The organism is Candidatus Leptofilum sp., assembly GCF_965223285.1.
Lineage (GTDB): Bacteria > Chloroflexota > Anaerolineae > Promineifilales > Promineifilaceae > Leptofilum.
This window is the reverse complement of record NZ_OZ244997.1, coordinates 3145328-3162611: the sequence shown is the minus strand read 5'-3', so window position 1 is coordinate 3162611 and position 17284 is coordinate 3145328. Positions and strand designations below refer to the sequence as shown.

At 51.0% G+C, this 17284-nt stretch carries 17 protein-coding genes; 8 read left to right on the top strand and 9 right to left on the bottom strand.

Going from position 1 to position 17284, the window contains the following annotated elements; genetic code table 11:
- Positions 1 to 132 precede the first annotated feature (132 nt).
- The 4 genes from ACOQPU_RS14365 to ACOQPU_RS14350 all read left to right on the top strand — a co-directional run bounded on the left by ACOQPU_RS14365 (position 133) and on the right by ACOQPU_RS14350 (position 3341).
- Positions 133 to 855 carry a response regulator transcription factor gene (locus ACOQPU_RS14365; RefSeq protein ID WP_420645786.1) on the top strand — a complete coding sequence of 241 codons (723 nt, stop codon included), beginning with the start codon at positions 133 to 135 and terminating at the stop codon, positions 853 to 855.
- Between the two features lie 158 nt (positions 856 to 1013).
- Complete coding sequence (locus tag ACOQPU_RS14360; protein ID WP_420645785.1) at positions 1014 to 1739, top strand: response regulator transcription factor; 726 nt, start codon at positions 1014 to 1016, stop codon at positions 1737 to 1739.
- A 24-nt stretch (positions 1740 to 1763) separates the two neighbouring features.
- A complete protein-coding gene (locus ACOQPU_RS14355) occupies positions 1764 to 2399 on the top strand; it encodes an NUDIX hydrolase (RefSeq protein ID WP_420645784.1) in 636 nt (211 codons plus the stop codon).
- Between the two features lie 156 nt (positions 2400 to 2555).
- Positions 2556 to 3341, top strand: a complete 786-nt coding sequence (locus ACOQPU_RS14350) for a hypothetical protein (RefSeq protein WP_420645783.1) — start codon at positions 2556 to 2558, stop codon at positions 3339 to 3341.
- Positions 3342 to 3392: 51 nt separating this feature from the next.
- Here the strand turns inward: ACOQPU_RS14350 and ACOQPU_RS14345 are convergent, their stop codons facing one another.
- From ACOQPU_RS14345 to ACOQPU_RS14315, 7 genes are all read right to left on the bottom strand, one after another.
- The gene (locus tag ACOQPU_RS14345) at positions 3393 to 4865 is read right to left on the bottom strand and encodes a sensor histidine kinase (RefSeq protein WP_420645782.1); all 1473 of its coding nucleotides are present in this window, start codon (positions 4863 to 4865) and stop codon (positions 3393 to 3395) included.
- Between the two features lie 148 nt (positions 4866 to 5013).
- Entirely contained in the window at positions 5014 to 6348 is a 1335-nt protein-coding gene (gene aroA / locus ACOQPU_RS14340; RefSeq protein WP_420645781.1) for a 3-phosphoshikimate 1-carboxyvinyltransferase, read from the bottom strand.
- The gene (locus ACOQPU_RS14335; protein WP_420645780.1) at positions 6345 to 7169 is read right to left on the bottom strand and encodes a YecA family protein; all 825 of its coding nucleotides are present in this window, start codon (positions 7167 to 7169) and stop codon (positions 6345 to 6347) included. Before ACOQPU_RS14335 ends, aroA begins: the two co-directional genes overlap by 4 nt.
- Complete coding sequence (locus ACOQPU_RS14330; protein ID WP_420645779.1) at positions 7159 to 7929, bottom strand: HAD family hydrolase; 771 nt, start codon at positions 7927 to 7929, stop codon at positions 7159 to 7161. The genes ACOQPU_RS14335 and ACOQPU_RS14330 overlap by 11 nt, the downstream gene beginning before the upstream one ends.
- An 18-nt stretch (positions 7930 to 7947) precedes the next feature.
- Positions 7948 to 9000, bottom strand: a complete 1053-nt coding sequence (locus tag ACOQPU_RS14325; protein ID WP_420645778.1) for a DUF368 domain-containing protein — start codon at positions 8998 to 9000, stop codon at positions 7948 to 7950.
- Between the two features lie 356 nt (positions 9001 to 9356).
- On the bottom strand, positions 9357 to 10505 hold the full coding sequence (locus tag ACOQPU_RS14320; RefSeq protein ID WP_420645777.1) for an acyl-CoA dehydrogenase family protein: 1149 nt from the start codon (positions 10503 to 10505) through the stop codon (positions 9357 to 9359).
- An 83-nt stretch (positions 10506 to 10588) separates the two neighbouring features.
- Positions 10589 to 11230 (bottom strand): PRC-barrel domain-containing protein, encoded by a 642-nt coding sequence (locus ACOQPU_RS14315; RefSeq protein ID WP_420645776.1) that lies wholly within the window; start codon positions 11228 to 11230, stop codon positions 10589 to 10591.
- A 209-nt stretch (positions 11231 to 11439) separates the two neighbouring features.
- Here ACOQPU_RS14315 and ACOQPU_RS14310 point away from each other — a divergent pair, with 209 nt between their 5' ends.
- The 4 genes from ACOQPU_RS14310 (at position 11440) to ACOQPU_RS14295 (ending at position 14911) form a co-directional block, all read left to right on the top strand.
- On the top strand, positions 11440 to 11664 hold the full coding sequence (locus tag ACOQPU_RS14310) for a hypothetical protein (protein WP_420645775.1): 225 nt from the start codon (positions 11440 to 11442) through the stop codon (positions 11662 to 11664).
- A gap of 3 nt (positions 11665 to 11667) precedes the next feature.
- Complete coding sequence (locus ACOQPU_RS14305) at positions 11668 to 12024, top strand: toxin-antitoxin system HicB family antitoxin (protein WP_420645774.1); 357 nt, start codon at positions 11668 to 11670, stop codon at positions 12022 to 12024.
- Positions 12025 to 12185: 161 nt separating this feature from the next.
- On the top strand, positions 12186 to 12785 hold the full coding sequence (locus tag ACOQPU_RS14300; RefSeq protein WP_420645773.1) for an HNH endonuclease: 600 nt from the start codon (positions 12186 to 12188) through the stop codon (positions 12783 to 12785).
- 11 nt (positions 12786 to 12796) lie between these two features.
- Positions 12797 to 14911, top strand: a complete 2115-nt coding sequence (locus tag ACOQPU_RS14295) for an acetate--CoA ligase family protein (RefSeq protein WP_420645772.1) — start codon at positions 12797 to 12799, stop codon at positions 14909 to 14911.
- A gap of 58 nt (positions 14912 to 14969) precedes the next feature.
- Here ACOQPU_RS14295 and ACOQPU_RS14290 read toward each other — a convergent pair whose 3' ends face one another.
- Positions 14970 to 15449, bottom strand: a complete 480-nt coding sequence (locus ACOQPU_RS14290; protein ID WP_420645771.1) for a hypothetical protein — start codon at positions 15447 to 15449, stop codon at positions 14970 to 14972.
- Positions 15418 to 17208, bottom strand: coding sequence for a DUF4365 domain-containing protein (locus tag ACOQPU_RS14285; RefSeq protein WP_420645770.1), 1791 nt, complete (start codon positions 17206 to 17208; stop codon positions 15418 to 15420). Before ACOQPU_RS14285 ends, ACOQPU_RS14290 begins: the two co-directional genes overlap by 32 nt.
- Positions 17209 to 17284 lie beyond the last annotated feature (76 nt).

Below are 17284 nucleotides of genomic sequence, written 5' to 3'. Positions count from 1 at the left end.
GGCAAACCGTCTGGAATTAAAAATCTGTGTTTGTTACAATACATTTCTACCAAATTTCGTGTAATCGGCAAAAAAGTTGAGATATTCAAGCTGTGATCATGGCCGATTGCAGTAGAAGATTAGGCAAACTGTATGAACGACTTATCAGCAGAATCGTACCGCGTGTTGGTGGTGGATGATAGCCCATCCATTTTGGAGATTGTGCGTGTTACCCTGACTTTACATGGTTTCCAGGTGATGGCTGCCGAATCCGGCGAGCGGGCGTTGGAAATTATGGAGAATGAAGGATTGCCCCATTTAGGAATCTTTGACATTAACATGCCAATGGGGATGGATGGGTTGGAGTTGTGTGAAAAGGTACTTCAATTTTCAGACTTGCCCATCATCATGCTAACGGCTATTGATGAAAACAGCACTATTGTTGAAGCGATCGACCGTTTTGCGGAAGATTACATGACCAAGCCGGTAAGAACTGGAGAAATGTTAGCCAGGGTACGCCGTGTCTTGCATTCTATTGGTAAATTTGCTTATCCGTTGGCTCAGTTTGTAGAGGTAGATGAGAATTTAAGCGTCAATTTTGCCACGTTAACGGCCGTTGTTCAAGGCAAAGAAGTAAACTTAACGCCCACCGAAACCAAGCTACTGTACATCCTTATGCGCCAGCAGGGCAAAATTGTGAGTACAGATTTTATGCTCCGTCGCCTCTGGCCATCGGACGCTGACTTTGCCGATGAAGATCGGTTGCGCGTCTATGTTCACCGCTTGCGCAGCAAAATTGAGCGCAAAAAGCACGGCGTGCGCTATGTTTTTTCCAAGCGGCGCAAAGGGTATGTGTTTTTACCCGAAGACGATTAAGCGATCCCAACCGTTGGTACTAATTTGGCACAATTGTTAAGCAAAGCATGTTGCATTGCTTAAACAATTCTATAATCAGGCAAACCACAGAAAGTATTTTGAAGACCGGAGAGCGATTTCTCTGTGGTTTGCTCATCTGATATTTTTGAGGCTTTTCCATGAGTGATTCTGACATCAACAACTACCGAATCCTTGCAGTTGATGACGATCCATTTAATTTGCGTATTGTCAGCCACGCGCTGGAGCAATCTGGCTATGATGTTGTCACCGCCGGTTCTGGCGAAGAAGCGTTGTCGGCCATAACCCAATATGGGCTGCCCCACTTGGCTATTGTGGATATCCACATGCCGCCCGGCATGAGTGGTTTTGAGTTTTGTCGCTCCATCCACCAATTCAGCGATTTGCCAGTGATTATGCTAACGGCCGTAAATGAAGAATCTACCGTCGTTGAGGGACTGGAAGAACATGCCGAGGATTACATCATCAAACCCTTTAACCCTGGCGAGCTGACCGCGCGGGTGCGGCGCGTTTTGCAGCGGATGGGGGATTTTGCCTATGAGCTGAAATCGCTTACCCGTGTGGATGAGCGGTTGGTGATTGACTTTCCTGGACGGCAAGCATTGGTGAATAATAAGCCTGTTAGCCTGACGCCCACCGAAACCAAGCTGCTCTACATCCTCATGCGGAGTGCCGGGCATACGGTCAACACAGATTTCATCTTGCGCCGCCTATGGCCGCTAGAACCTGCCTATGAAGACCGCCTGCACGTGCATATGCACCGGCTGCGTCGCAAGATTGAAGACAAACAAGACAAGTCGCGGCTTCGCTACATTTCTTCGGAACGGGGTGTCGGCTACACTTTCCGCCAAATCACAGACGAATAAAGTTTCCCTTCAGGAACGTTGCCAATGGAATTAACAACGGCCGTTATTCAACGCGCCCTTTCCCTGCCCAACTTCGACGCCCACGCTGCCCATTACCACATGCTGCCTACCGACCGCAGTCGGCAGCGTCCGCCAGAACTGTCTGGCCACCCGCGTGTGGGCGGCGTGCTGCTGCTGCTTTACCCCCATCTACAAAACACTTACCTGGCACTCACCCGTCGTCGAGACGATTTAAACGCGCATGCGGGGCAAATTTCATTCCCTGGTGGACGGCAAGAGTCTGGCGAAACGGCCGTTCAGGCCGCCTTGCGTGAAACGGAAGAAGAGATTGGAGTGCCGAGCCGCAAAGTAACTGTTCTGGGTGAATTGACGAGCATATACATTCCTCCTTCTGATTTTGAAGTGCATCCGTTTGTGGGGTGGGTGAATGGTGGAGAACGGCCGTTTTTTACCCCAGAAGCACGTGAAGTGGCAGAAATTCTAGAAGTGCCAATTACCCATCTACTAGACCCCAACACCCGCGAAGTTGGCCCTCATCCTGTGCGAGACGCCGTCTACACTGTGCCCTATTACAATGTATATGGTCATAGGGTTTGGGGAGCCACAGCTATCATTCTCAGTGAATTTCTGGAAAGACTGCGGCTTGTTCCTGCTGAGTAGCCTCATTTTTTGCAAACATTTTCTCCCTTTGTAATAAAAATGTAACAAAAACCGTAAGCTAGACTAAGTAGTATTCATCCCAAAGGCTTAAGTAGTATCAGAGTACTAATTTTTCTATCATTTCATATTTGCGGAAGACCGCAGGAGGAAAACAACATGCGCGCATTACCCCGTTCCCGTTTTTTGGCAGCTTTAGTTATGCTGTTGGCAGGATTCTCGTTTTTCACGATGAGTGTTGCCCCCGCTGCCGCCAATACCGATATTGACATCGAAAAACATACCAATGGTTTCGATGCCGACACGCCAGAAGAAGCACCTGTTTTACAGGTTGGCGATCAGGTTGTTTGGGAATATATTGTTACCAACACAGGGTTTGGCCCTGGCCGTGGCTTAACCATTTCCGTCACTGATGATCAGGGCGTTCAAGTTATCTGTACGATTGATTATCTAGACGTTGGTGAATCCACCACCTGCTATGGCTATGGCGTTGCCGAAGCTGGTTTGTATATGAATGTTGGCTGTGTAGAAGGCGTAGACATTCGCGGTAACGTAGTTTCTGATTGTGATCCGAGCCATTACTATGGTGAGACCCCACCACCTCCGCCAGGCGGTGGCGAAGGCTGCACCCCTGGCTACTGGAAACAAGAGCATCACTTTGATTCTTGGGTTGGTTACAGCCCTACTGACTCCTTTGACGCTGTTTTTGGTGTATCCTACGGTGGCACTCTGGCTGAAGCTGCTGCCGCCAAGGGTGGTCAGGCTAATGCCTTAGCTCGCCACGCCGTGGCTGCTTTGCTGAACGCTTCCACCGGTGGTGTAGATTATCTTTACAGCACGGCCGATGTTATTAGCATGGTTCAGGCTGCTTTTGATAGTGGTGATTACGAAACCACCAAAGATTTGTTTGAAGCTCAGAATGAGCAAGGTTGCCCGCTGAACTAAATTTGTAACAATAGCTTCGGTTTTAAAGGGTACTCAGCAGAGTGCCCTTTTTTATTTTCTTTGGAGAATTGTTGAGGGTTCTGCATCGGCTTTGGTTGGTAACCGGACAATGAGGAGGCTCCCCTCACCTTCTTTGCTGCGGGCTTGGATTCGGCCGTTATGCAACAAAACCAGCTCCTGCACAATCGACAGCCCCAAACCTGATCCGGTTCGCCCCCCCTCGCGCACCCGCGATTTATCCACCTGGTAAAAACGTTCAAAAATACGCTCTAGTTGCTCTGGTGGCATCCCCTTGCCGGTGTCTTGCACGGTTAGCTCGACGGCTTTGTCACCATACGGCCGTACCGTCACATGCACGCGCCCACCGGATGGCGTGTGGTTCAGTCCGTTTTCCACCAGGTTAGAGACGACCTGCATCAGCCGGTCATAATCTCCCCAAATAGGCGGGGTGGCTACGGCCTCCACGGTTAGGTGAATGTGATGTGCCTGGGCGCGGGGGAGTAGATTCTGGCGAACGGCCGTGGCCACATCGGCCAAATTGAACAGGGAGCGATTCAACTGGAGCTGCCCCGACTCAATCTTGGCCAAATCCAGCAGCTGTGCCACCATGCGTCCCATCCGTTCCGCTTCGCCATAGATGATGTTGGCTGCCTGAGATTGATCTTCAGGGGAAACGGCCGTGCCGTCAAACAGTGCCTGGCTCCAGCCTTGAATTGAGGTGACGGGCGTTTTTAAATCGTGAGAAACATTGGCCACAAAATCCCGCTGTGCCTGCCGCGTCGCCGCCACCTGTGCCGACATGCTGTTGAAGCTCTCTGCCACTCGAACGACCTCTTCTGGCCCTTCTAAAGGTAGCTGCTGCTCATACTCTCCCTGGGCAATCGCTTCTGCTGCGCCCGCCATGCGCTGTAACGGCCGTGCCACCGAGCGGGCAATAAGCCACGCCAGCAGTGCCGAGATAAGCAATCCTGCTAGCCCCGCTCGCACAAACGCTGCCCCCAACCCAAGTTCGCGTACCAAGGCAAAAGGTCCTGGCTCCGGGACTGCATACACCACTACTTGCCGCCCAAAACCAGAATTGGAGATCGCTCGTGTGTAAAGCAGCCAACGGTTGCCGGATGGGTCTTCAAAACGGACGGCAATGGTGTTTGGGTCTGCCGTGGGTAAAAATGCTCGGTTTAATTCTTCGCCTTGAATGGTCACATCAAGCAGACTTTGGGACGGATTGGTGTCGAAGATAATATTGGCCTCTTCTGTGGTGGCAATAAGTACACGGATGTTTTCGGAATCGGCTGTATCGCGCAGCGCCTGTAAAAAATCGTCCTGGCTGGCTCCTCTTGCTTGCAATCGGAGCAAATCATTACGGCTAGTTCGGCTGATGACATCCAGACGCTGCAAGGCTGGCTGAAAGCGTAGACGCGGCTGTGCGCCGAGCGCCACCAGCGCCAGCGAAACCACAAACAAGGTGACGAGGATGATGAGGGAGTAAGAAGCCAGCAGTCGGCTGCGTAAAGACTTGAACATGAAATCAGTTTAGGTGCGTACTTTTCAGAAGTTCAACTTTTTCAAAAAGTTTAACTTCTCTGTGGTTTTTAACTGGTGGGGATTGTAAACGGCAGTTTTTAACCCATCATGAAAAAATTGTAACCGACCTGTAAACTGTTGCCCCCTTCTACTGCTCAATCCACTCCATTTTGGCACCCAGTGACTGCATCATCTCCACAAAACCGGGGAAACTGTCGGCGATACAGCCCGCGTCGTGAACCAGCGTTAGGCCGTGGGTCACTAAGCCTGCCACTGCCAACGACATGCCCAGCCGATGGTCGTCATGGCTATCCACTTCGTTGCCAAACGGCCGTATCGGACCTTCAACCGAGAACCCATCGGGGCTTTCTATCATTTCCACGCCCAGCTTGCGTAGCTCCCCCGCCAAAACAGAGATGCGATCGACTTCTTTTACGCGCAGCTCGGCCGCGTCGCTCACCTGGCTGACGCCAGCGGCTTGCGTGGTGGCCACCGCCCAGACGGGCAGTTCGTCAATGCCGCGCACTACGGTGTCGCCATTCACGTCGATGCTGTGCAGCTCGCTAAAAGAGACGGTGAGGTCGCCCAGCCGTTCGCCGCCGCTGACGTGCTCGTTGTGCACGCGCAGCTCTGCGCCCATTGCTTGCAGCATGTCCAAAATGCCAGTGCGCGTTTCATTTAGCCCCACGCCCGCAATCGTAATTTCCGAGTGCGGCACAATGGCTGCCGCCACGAGTGGAAAAGCTGCGGAGGATGGATCTGCGGGGACGGTAAGGTCTAACGGCCGTAAACACCACCCACCTTCTGGCGCTTCTGGCAAAGTAATCCAACTGCCTTCTGTGCGTACCGGCACGCCCATCGCTTGCAGCATCCGCTCGGTGTGGTCACGGGCGGGGCCGGGTTGGTAAACGCGAGTTTCGCCAGAGGCATACAAACCGGCCAGCAGAATCGCGCTCTTCACCTGCGCGCTGGCGACATTCATGCGATATTCGATTCCGTTGAGTTGGCTGGGGGAGATTGTGAGGGGGGAACGGCCGTTTTCCGACACAATATTGGCACCCATCGCACTCAACGGGTCGGTAATGCGCCGCATGGGACGTTTACGCAGCTGCTCACTGCCGTCCAGCACTGAAGGGAATGATTGGCCAGCCAGTAATCCTGCCAGCAGCCGCATTCCGGTGCCTGCATTTTGGCAATCCAGCGGCTTTTTGGGTGGTTCCCAACCGTGCAAACCACGCCCCTCGATTGTCAAATCCCAGGCAACTTCTGAGCGTTTGTCAATTTTAATGTTCACGCCCAAATCCTGGGCAATTTGCAGCGTTGCCAGCGTGTCGCCAGCGGGCAACCAGCGGTGAATGACGCTGGTGCCTTCCGCCAGTGATGCCAACATCACGGCGCGATGGCTGATTGACTTATCGCCAGGAACTGAAATGACACCTTTGAGCGGTGTCTTTTGAGGGCGAACCAATAATTGCTTGCTCATCGTTTGAAACGCGCCATCCCCCGCGCAATCTTTTGCATTTTGGCATCTGTTCTGTTGGCATCTAGCCGAGACACCGGTGGGCGACCTTGATTTTTAGCTTCTTGCAAGGCGTGGTGCACCAGTAAATGACTGTGCTTGCGCATAAACTCTGTATGATCGGCGTCAGGATGTTCGGCTACGAATGCTTCTTTTGCGGCTTCAACTTTTTCTTTGATGTCAGTGATTTCGTCCGCAGGCAAATAGGCGGCAGTGGTGCTAAGTTCCATTCGGTCGGCTACGGGAACCAGCCGGGTGATGATAACATCCTCCAACTCCACATTGCCGCGACCGCCACCTTCGTACACGGTAAATTCTTCTTCTGTGAAGTAGTCACGCAGGGTCAGCATTTGCCCTTCGTAGGCGGTGAGTTTGTATAGGCTACCCGCGCCTACATTCACCCAGTCGGCGGCGATTTCCTGCTGATGGCTGGACAAATCTTCCATTTTCTCTTCAGCGTACAGTTCGATGAGGCGACGGCCGTCTTCCAACGCATTGTCAAATACAAACCAGTCAAAAAAGCGGAGTGCTTCCGGCTGGCTCATCTGTTCGGCATTGGAAGCATCGTAATAATCGTTCCAATAAAGTGGCAGGCCGAGCGCAAATGCTTCGGCAAACCGCTCATCGCGGGCAAAGCTGAGCAGGTCGCGCCGGATAAAGTTGGCGGCGTGCTGTACTTGACTGCGCTCTTTTTCAGCGGCCTGGTCTTCCTTCATGTGGCATTTTTTGTATTTGAGGCCGCTGCCGCAGTGGCAAGGGTCGTTTCTTCCGGGTTTAGTCATCATGTTTTTCCAATTCGGTGAGGATGGGTAGAAGTTCTGTGAGTGTAGATATGGTGTAATTCGGCCGTACGTTTCCGAGATCGCGGTTCAGATGGGGCGGGGAGATGAGCACGCTGGTGAGTCCAGCATCGTTCGCCCCAGCTATATCGTTGGCGGGGCGGTCCCCCACAAAAACGGCCGCTTCTGGCGACACCTCCAGCAGTTCCAACGCTTGCCAGTAAATAAAAGGGTGTGGTTTCATAAAGCCTACATCACCAGAGGTGAGCCGGGCATCCAGATATTCCAAAATGCCATAGGCGCGTAGCTCGATGTCACGCATCCACATCGGCTGCATGGCGTTGGTAATTAGACCGATTTTGTATCTTTGATTTTTCAACGTTGCCAAGACGGACAGGGTATCTGCAAAAGGAGCCACGCCGGGCAGTGGCCCCCACCCATAGGCGCGCAAGACGGAATCCATTTCAATGTGAGTAACGTCCACACCACATTGGGTTAGCAAGGTTTGCAGGACGTTGACAAAGGAGACCCCCGCCCAACTTTTTTTGGCCTCTTGCCAGGCGAGAACGGCCGTCTCGCGGAATGCTGATTGAAATTCTGGGAAAGGAATAAGACAATAGCCTGCATCAACCAGATAGCAGTACATATTGCGTATGCCATTTGTTTCCAACCCTGCAATATCCCCTTCAAACCCTGACCAATCAATCAGGGTGTCGTCCATGTCAAAAAGCACGGCTTTAATGCGCTGATTTTCTCGGTGGCTCATACCATCTCACAAACTTGTCTACGAATCAGTTTCCATACGGGCTGCCAAGCGATCAATTAAGAGAATAACACCAATGCCAATGAGTGCCAATATGAGCGCAAACATAAATTGCGAGCTACCAAAATCAGGCAGCACATTGGCCTGCTCAATCACCACCCGATGCCCTTCGCTGTCCAGCACAAATTCGCCAGCAGCATCACGCAGCCAATCCAAATCCAGCTTCCAGGGCCAGATTTTGCGTAGGCTGCCCACCATTAGGCCAATGAGCACAGCCACCGTGAGGTCATGGTAGCGTTTAAATAGCCAGCTAAGAATTTGGGCAAATGTTACCAGCCCCAGCACGGCCCCAATGCCCACAAAGATGAGTGGAACGGCCGCATTCGCATCGCCGCCGCGCAAATTATTGACTGACCCTAGCACAAATTGATACTTACCCAATAGCACTAGCAGGAACGCGCCAGACACGCCGGGCAAAATCAGGGCGCAGCTAGCCACCGCCCCACTGAGGATGAGAAACCACCAATCGTTGGGCGTTTGCACGGGAACAAGGCCTACTAGCAGGTAAGCAGCAGCGGCCCCCACCAGCAGCACGCCAAATAGCAAGGGGTTCCATTGCTTCACGCGCTTGCTCACGACTAAAACGGAGGCCAAAACCAGCCCGAAAAAGAAGCTCCATAGGTAGACCGGCTGGTTGACGAGCAAACTTTCCAATGCGCTGGAGAGGGTGACGATGGCAATGAGGATGCCAATGGCAATCGACAATAAAAATTCCCAGTTGAGGATTTGGAAGATTTCTTTGATGCGGAACTTTAGCACGGCCTGAAGAAAGTTGGGACGGCCGATTGTGCGGATGGAGTCAATCAGCTCTTCGTAGATGCCGAGGATGAAGGCCATTGTGCCACCGGAGACGCCGGGTACGATATCTGACGCGCCCATGCAGACGCCACGGGCGACGATGCCGAGGTATTGGGGAAGGGTGCGGCGTTTTTGGGTGGGAACTGCTTGCCCTGAGCTGCTCAATGGAGTTGAGCTTGTCGAAGGGGCCGTTTCTTGCTTTGTTGTATCTTGCATAAGTTTCTCTTTCATTTATGAATTTTGGGTAGGCGAATCACAGGCGATTTTGCTGTAATTTGCCGAGCAAAGTCGGGATTATAGCACAGCCATACCAGACTACGAGTGCCTTTACTGAACCATTATTTGCTTACTGTTTAGGTTTCACAATTTAGAAATGAGTCAAAACTACCCAAAAAGAGGAGAGCTCCGGGGGAGGGGGACCCGGAGCTCTTGATAAAAGGAGAAAAAGTTGTGTGTCCTTGCGTGCTTTGTATTATACGGATTGACTTACCTCGGTAAATGGGACAATCGCACTAGGACAATAGTAATTGGTGGCGTAAACTGATTTACCGATTACTGACCACTGATTACTGCTATTTGCGGAACAGCTCGCGGACGATGATTTCCCGCTGAATTTGGCTGGTGCCTTCGTAGATTTGGTAAATCTTGGCGTCCCGCATCAGCTTTTCTACCGGATATTCAGACATATAGCCATAGCCACCAAACACCTGCACCGCATCGGTGGCAATCTTCATGGCCTTGTCGGCAGCATATGCTTTGCCAAAGGCGGAGTAAAGCGTGTTGCTTACACCCTCGTCCACCGCCCAGGCAGATTTCCAGACGAGCAGACGGGCAGCCTCCACTTCCATTGCCATGTCGGCAATCATGTGGCCGATGACCTGGTGCTTCCAGATGGGCTGCCCCTTCACCACGCGCTCTTTGGCGTAGCGAATTGATTCATCAAGCGCACGTTGGGCCACGCCCACAGCCCCGGCAGACGTGGGCGGGCGGCTGCGGTCGAACACTTTCATGGCGATGAGAAACCCTTTGCCCTCTTCACCGAGCATGTGGGTAGCGGGTACTTTTACGTTGTCAAAGATGAGTTCGGCCGTGTCGGAAGCGTGCTGCCCCATTTTGTTAAACGGTTTGCCTACGCTGACGCCTTCCCAATCACGATCAACGACGAAGCAGCTCATGCCATTGTATCGCTGTTCGATGTCTGTGTAGGCAAAAACAGTGAAGAAGTTGGCCACGGTGGCGCCAGTGATAAACGTTTTGGATCCGTTGAGGATGTAATGGTCTCCCTCTTTGCGGGCGGTAGTTTTAATGCCCGCCACATCGGAACCAGCTTCTGGTTCGGTGAGACCGTAACTAGCCATTTGTCCGTCGGCCAAACGGCCGCAATACTCTTGTTTTTGTGCTTCATTGCCAGCAATGAGGACGGGCAGAATCGCCAGACCGTTGACGCCCATGGCGGTGCTCATGCCGGAGCAGCCCCAGGCCAGCTCTTCTGACACCATACACTCTTCAAACAGGCTGAGGCCGAGGCCGCCGTACTCTTCTGGCACGTTGAGGGTGGTAAAGCCAAGCTCTTGGGCTTTTTTGATGACTGACCAGGGATATTCGTGGGTTTGGTCGTAATGTTCGGCAACGGGGGCCATTTCGTTGCGGGCAAAATCGCGGGCTAGCTGCCGGATCATCTTTTGTTCGTCATTGAGGGCGAAGTGGACTGTGTTGCTCATGGGTTAGCTCCTTTTGTGCAAATAAAAGCGCATGGGCTGAGAAATTTTTAGCCACGGATTGCGCGGATTTTTGGGATTATTGGTTACTCGGAAGCTTCTTCCTCGGTTTCTGATTCTGTCTCTTCGGGTGCGGGTTCATCAGTGGGTTCATCGACGATTTCTATCTCTTCAGGTTCTTCGGGTGCGGGGGCAGGAACAGGAGCGGCAGGTGCCTTTTCTTCAACGGCGTTCGGGTTCTCAGCTTTGGTGAGGTCAATGGTCATCACGCCATCTTCATCTCCGGTGTCGATGACCGCGCTGCGCGGAATGGTGCCATTTTTCTCGATGGGGCCTTCTACATAAACGCGGGAGAGGGCAAAGCCGGTAATATTCCCTTGCTCGCCTAGAATGATGTCGCCAATGTTGGCGACTTTGGTACCGCCAGGGGTATCAATTTCCCGCTTGTTGAGCTTGCTTAGGCGTACCCAAGCAACCGCCTCTGGTAGCTCGCTTTCTTCGCCCATAACGTCGCTGTTGCGTACCAAAATGGCGTCAATGCCAAACACGACAACGTCTTGACGTTTGATGAGGAAATGTTTCCGCTTGATCAGCCCTTCGGAACCAAGATAGATGCCGGTGATGTCTGTGAGGTCGCTGTTCATATAAATATCTTTGGCGTTGCCGAGGGAACGGCCGTCTGTGACGCTGATAATCTGTTTGCCGACTAAATCTTTGCCTAAACGCATGGTTTTGCCCCTTTCTTTGAGTGTGCAGGTTTTCAAGTGTGCAAATTTGCAAGTTGCCTGATGAAAAGCATGACTTGCAGACTTGCCACTCGCCACTTGCAAACTTTTATGACGCATTGCGTCTTTAAGAGATTATAGTGCGAGACGGGGCTGGGGTAAAGTAGGGATTTGATCTTGCGTTGTGCTACTGCATTTAGTATCATTTCTTCGTGGGCAAAGCAGAAAAAATTCTGAGCAAAATGCAAAATAACCCGCGCGATTGGCGGATTGACAGCCTTAAAACCGTTGCACGGGCCAATGAAATTGAATGGCGACAGCGTGGTACAAGCCACGTTGTTTTTATCCGTTCAGATGGACAAACCTTGCCTGTGCCTGCGCGTCGCCCGATTAAACCGATTTATATCAAGAAATTTGTTGAGTTTGTGTTGGAATAAATTATGAGAGACTTAAATCAGTATCCATTTGAAATTCAAATTTTATCTGAGGAAGATGGTGGCGGCTATCTGATTTCTTTTCCAGACTTTTCTGAGTGCATTTCTGATGGTGATACCATCGAAGAAGCGATTCAAAATGGACTGGACGCCCTCAAGGAAACGATTGCCGCCTTGGAAAGCATGAATTTGCCTGTGCCAGAACCAGGCAGTGGCGGTAGCTACAGTGGCAAATTTGTGCAGCGCGTTCCCAAAAGCCTCCATGCCCGCCTAGTTGCTCGCGCCAAGCAGGAAGGTGTTAGCATGAACACTTTAGTAAACACTTTCTTAGCCGAAAGTTTGGGCAAAAAAGAGCCTGCCTAAATCAAAACGTAACCACACATATGCTCCGGCCGCATCTCAGTTTCGAAGGACTGCTCTTCTGACCGTGTCGGCTGGGTGGCTGAAATTTGGTGAAGTGGAATTTGATTAAAAACTCCGATGTTATAAGAATCGTTTTTCAATAAATGATAGGTCTAAGCCAAATGAAAAAATCTCGTACCACAATACCTCCCAAGATTCGTGAGCAAGTTTTGAAAGAGTTTAACTATAGATGTGCGATATGTGGGGCTGACAAACTGCACCTCCATCATATTGATGAGAATCCCTCTAATAATGATCCTGAAAATCTAATTCCTCTTTGCCCAAATTGCCATCTAGGTGATCAGCACAATCCTACAAAGAAAATAGATCCGGACAAATTAGCATTATTTCGTAGACACAAAGATCCAACCATATTGACACCTCAATTTCATCCACTATTTCTCAGACTTAAATTTTTAGATTCAGTGGAAGAGAACGTTGATTCAAATGAACTTGACAAACTTGCAATTGAGTTGATTGAATTTGTAAAAGAATTAGAGATGGGATCGTTTTATGGGAAGATGTTATCTGAGTTAATTCGAAGACCCACATTTGCTGGTGGCTTTGTAATTGGGGATTCCTATTCAATGCAGAGTTATAACCAAGCACAGAGAGAGCATGACCAAGAATATCGAACACAACTTCGGCAAGTACGTGAAAACGTGTTGACTTTAATTGTTGAACTTTTACGTTATCAACCGTGGCTTGCCAAAACTTCTTAAATCAACTTTTTATGAGTTTACCTGTTGATTCCTCACTCCTTCCCTTTTTTGAGCCGAAAGGCATTGTTTTGGTGGGCGCGTCGCGTAACCCGATGAAGCTGGGTTTTGGCTTGGCGCGGAATTTGGTGCAGAGCGGCTACGATGGTGCGATCCACTTTGTAAATCCGGGTGGGGGGATGTTGCTGGAACGGCCGTTACACTCCCACATCTCCCACGTCCCCGATCCCGTAGACCTGGCCGTCCTGCTCGTCCCCGCTCCCGCCATGCCCCAAGCCATCGCGGAGTGTGGCGAGCGCGGCATTCGGGCGGCCATCCTGGCTGCCGGTGGCTTCCGCGAAACTGGCGCGGCGGGCGCGGCATTGGAGCAGGAATGTTTGCGCGTGGCGCAGCAGTTTGGCATCCGCCTCATCGGCCCAAACTGCATTGGCCTGCTGGACACCCACCTGCCGCTGGACACCACCTTTTTGCCGCCGCCGGGGCCTACGCCCGGAGCCGTTGCCTTCATCTCCCACTCCGGCGCGATTTGTGCCGCCGTGATTGATTGGGCGCGCGGGCAAGGATTTGGCTTGTCGCGGCTGGTGAGCTTGGGCAACCAGCTTGATGTGCAGGAGACAGATGTGCTAACGGCCGTTGCTGCCGATCCGCACACGCGCGTGGTGACGTTGTATTTGGAAGGGGTGTCAAACGGCCGTCGCTTTGTGCAGGTGGCCGAGCAGGTGTCGCGGGAGAAGCCGGTGCTGGCGCTCAAAGTGGGGCGTTTTGCCAGCGGGCAGCGGGCCGTGGCCTCGCACACCGGGGCGTTGGCTGGGCAGGAATCTGCCTTCGACGCTGCCTTTGCCCGCGCGGGCGTGATGCGCGCCGAAACCAGCGAGGAACTGTTCGATTGGGCCAAAGCACTGGCTTGGTGTCCGCTGCCGCAGGGACGACGGGTGGCGGTGCTGACCAATGCGGGTGGCCCTGGCGTCACCGCTGCCGATGCGCTGGAATCTCACAATTTGAAACTGGCTATGCTAACCCAAGAGACTGAAGCTGCGCTGCGAGACGTTTTGCCAGCCGCTGCCAGCTTCCAAAATCCGGTGGATATGCTAGCGGGTGCCTCGCCAGAGCAGTATGCTACCTGCCTGCGTATTTTGCTGGCGGACGCCAACGTGGACAGTGTGATGGTCATCCTGCCGCCGCCGCCGATGTACTCTGCCGGGGGCGTGGCCAAGGCGATGCTGCCGATTATTTACGCGACGGGTAAGCCGGTGGGGATAGCGTTGATGGGCGAGAAGATGATTCAAGAGGCGGTGGAGCATTTTCGGGCGGCCAAGGTGCCAGAATATCGCTTCCCAGAACGGGCGGCGGGGGCGTTGGCGATTTTGTCGCGTCGGGCTGAATTTTTGCAGACCGCGTGTGCTGAACCGGAACGGCCGTGCCCCGAAGCCGCCGCCAAAGCGCAACAAATCCTGTCTGAAATTGCTACAGAACCGGGGACTTTTTTGCCAACGGCCGTTTGCCAACAACTTCTCACGGCGTACGACATCCCCGTTCCCGGCAGCGGCTTGGCCACAACGGCAGACGAGGCAATAGCAATTGCTCGGCAAGTGGGTTTGCCTGTCGCCCTAAAAATTGCCTCAGCGGACGTGCCGCACAAGTCGGATGTGGGTGGGGTGGTGTTGAATGTGCGGTCGGAAACGGCCGTTGCCAACGCATTCACCCAAATGATGACGGATGTGCAAACGGCCGTGCCAGATGCCAAGCTGGATGGCGTTCTCATCCAGCCCATGATTCCCGACGGGCAAGAGGTGATTGTGGGCGTGGTGCGCGACCCGCAGTTTGGCCCGGTGCTGATGTTTGGCTCTGGCGGGGTGGAGGTGGAAGGGTTGAAGGATGTTGCCTTTGCCCTCGCGCCGCTGACGCTGGCCGAAGCAAAATCGCTGCTGCAAAATACGTGGGCAGGGCGCAAGTTGGCTGGCTACCGGAATGTGGCAGCTGGAGATGAAACGGCCGTGCTGCAAACCATTCTCCGCCTCGGCCAACTCGCCGCCGACTGCCCCCAACTCGCCGAAATCGAAATCAACCCGCTGCGCGTACTCTCCAGCGGCGCACTCGCACTCGATGTCCGGACGCGACTGGTTGAATGATTTATCCGCAGATTTCGCAGATTAGCACAGATTCTTTTGGATTTGGGGCAGTTTTGGGTTAGGTGCTCATCATTCTCAGGAAACTGATGAACTGTTCAATGTCTTGGATGAATTTTTCGATCATTATGGGGGCGTCGCGCCAGAGCGGAGCAAGTTTGGGCCAGCTAATTTCAAAACCATAATTGTGGCGAAAGTGGTGTCGAAATCCGCGATATTGTTCAAGCAGATCGGCCGTTTCTTCGCTGATTACGGCTGGACGTAAGTTTGGCACAAGACGGCTAACAGAATCTATCAAATCTCGATGCCAACTGCTGCCAATTGGCTCTCTTTGATCGATTTGCTTGACAATACGCAAACAAATTCCTTCCATACCATGATACAAATCATGCAAGATGCCACCCAGCGCATACATTTCAAACGTGTCAGGTGGCGGTTCGCCTAATCGTTCGTTGGCATCCTTAATAACCTGCTGGACTTTGGAGAATTCGGTTAAAGCGGCAGTTAATTCATCCGCCAACTGCAACAAGCTCTCGCTCATATAATAACTTACCTTCCTGAATTATCCGCTCCCGCAATGCTGGAGTTGCTTCAGCCAAATTTATTAGATCAAAGGAAAAGCCCGTGTTGCTTTCTAAATATCCAATAGCTTTATAAAGTTCATCTGGCTTCAACCCGCTAACAGCCAAATCAATGTCTGTTTGTGGTGAATATGTCTCACTCCATGCTAAAGAACCAAAAAGATAAATTGATTTAGCAGCAAATTCTGATGCCAATAATTGGCCTAACCTTTCAGCTTCCTCCAAGAATAGCCGAGGGAATAATTCTTCCATCGTCGATTCCTGAACTTTTAGCCTGAACGATTCACCGGGTTTCAGACTTGTTATATTGTCAATTCCATTTGGCAAAACTGGCTTCCCTGAAATAAACTGAAGAACATTACCTAGTTGGAAATTCCTTTGAAGAAGGTTAAGAGACTTCTCCTGGAGGGTAGTTGAAACCCGAATATTCCCCTTATGGAATGCTGCTTTCAAAATATTTTCTAGATATGGTTGATAAATAAAGTCAATTGTAATCTCTTGATTTTTTCGGATCCTCTTTCCTGATCGAATAACCTCAAACAATTCCTCTATTACTATGGCATCTTGAGCAGAAAGACCTCCAAACGGAACCTCCAATGGAAACCCGAATTTACCTTCGATTACGCATAGTTTGTCAATCAGGCTCCTAAATTCTCTTGGTGGCAAAAATAGATACCTTTTTGCGTCTGGAATCTCAGCTATCAAAGAATACTTTTGACCGACCTCAAAATCGACTCGTAATTGTCCTCTTGTTGCTATGGAATATAAGAATTCCAAAACATCTCGTGCTTCAAAAGAATTTCGCCCTAGATGTTTGGCCTCCTCATTTATTGCGATTGCGGCTTTCTCAGGTGTTGTCTTTCCAGAGACGAAGACGAAAAGAAAATGAAGAAAAGAATCCTGGTGATAATTTGACACTGTAACAGACTCTGTGCCAATTTTTACTACTTGAAATTCAATATTTAGCGATGTCGCTTGACTCATTAAATCATAAGCGGTAACACTTGTGGGAAAACGTTTACCAGAAGCCAGTGGCTCTCTAAATAGCTTTGCATTCTCAACTATCGGTCCTCCAAGCCAGGGCACTAGTTCTTGGGGAATTTCCAATTGAACATCCCAAGAACCGGAATCACCATCTTTTATTGCATTTTCAAATGCTTGCAATTCCTTTTTCCCTTCTTCCGAATTAGGAAAGCTTACTGTACCATTAAACTCAAAGGATTTGTCTTTGAAAATTTGTGGATAAAAGATTTCTCCAATTCTATGTCGTAGAGAAACAAGAGAATCCTCTAGAAAGCTGTTTTGCCATGGAATTTGGACAGTTTTTGTTTTTTGTTGACGCCAGTTTGGGTGTTTTTGATCTAACTGTTTTATTGTGTCGCTGATTAAGGTCCAACGACCTTCGCGTAATTTAACGTCCCAAACAATTAAAACAACTGGCTGGAGAAACTGTTCCCAGTGGAGCAAATCTTTGACTTCAAATGAGTAGGGAAGGGAGTCGCCTTTGCGACGGCCGTTTAAATTCGTCACACTTTTGAGCTGAACAAAGAAATTAACGCCCGTGGCGCGCCCCTCATGGTAAATATGAATGATAAAATCTTCGCCTAAATCTTCGGGGACGACTGGAATCCAGCCAAACTCAACCAATCGCTCGGCAAGTTGAAAGCGACTGCGTAATTCTTGTTGCATTTGTGGTGTATAACGAACGGCCGTACTCATGCAAACATTGTGACATTCACTGCCCAAATTGTCAATTTTGTAGTCTTCGGCATTCAATCTGCGAAAATCTGTGAAT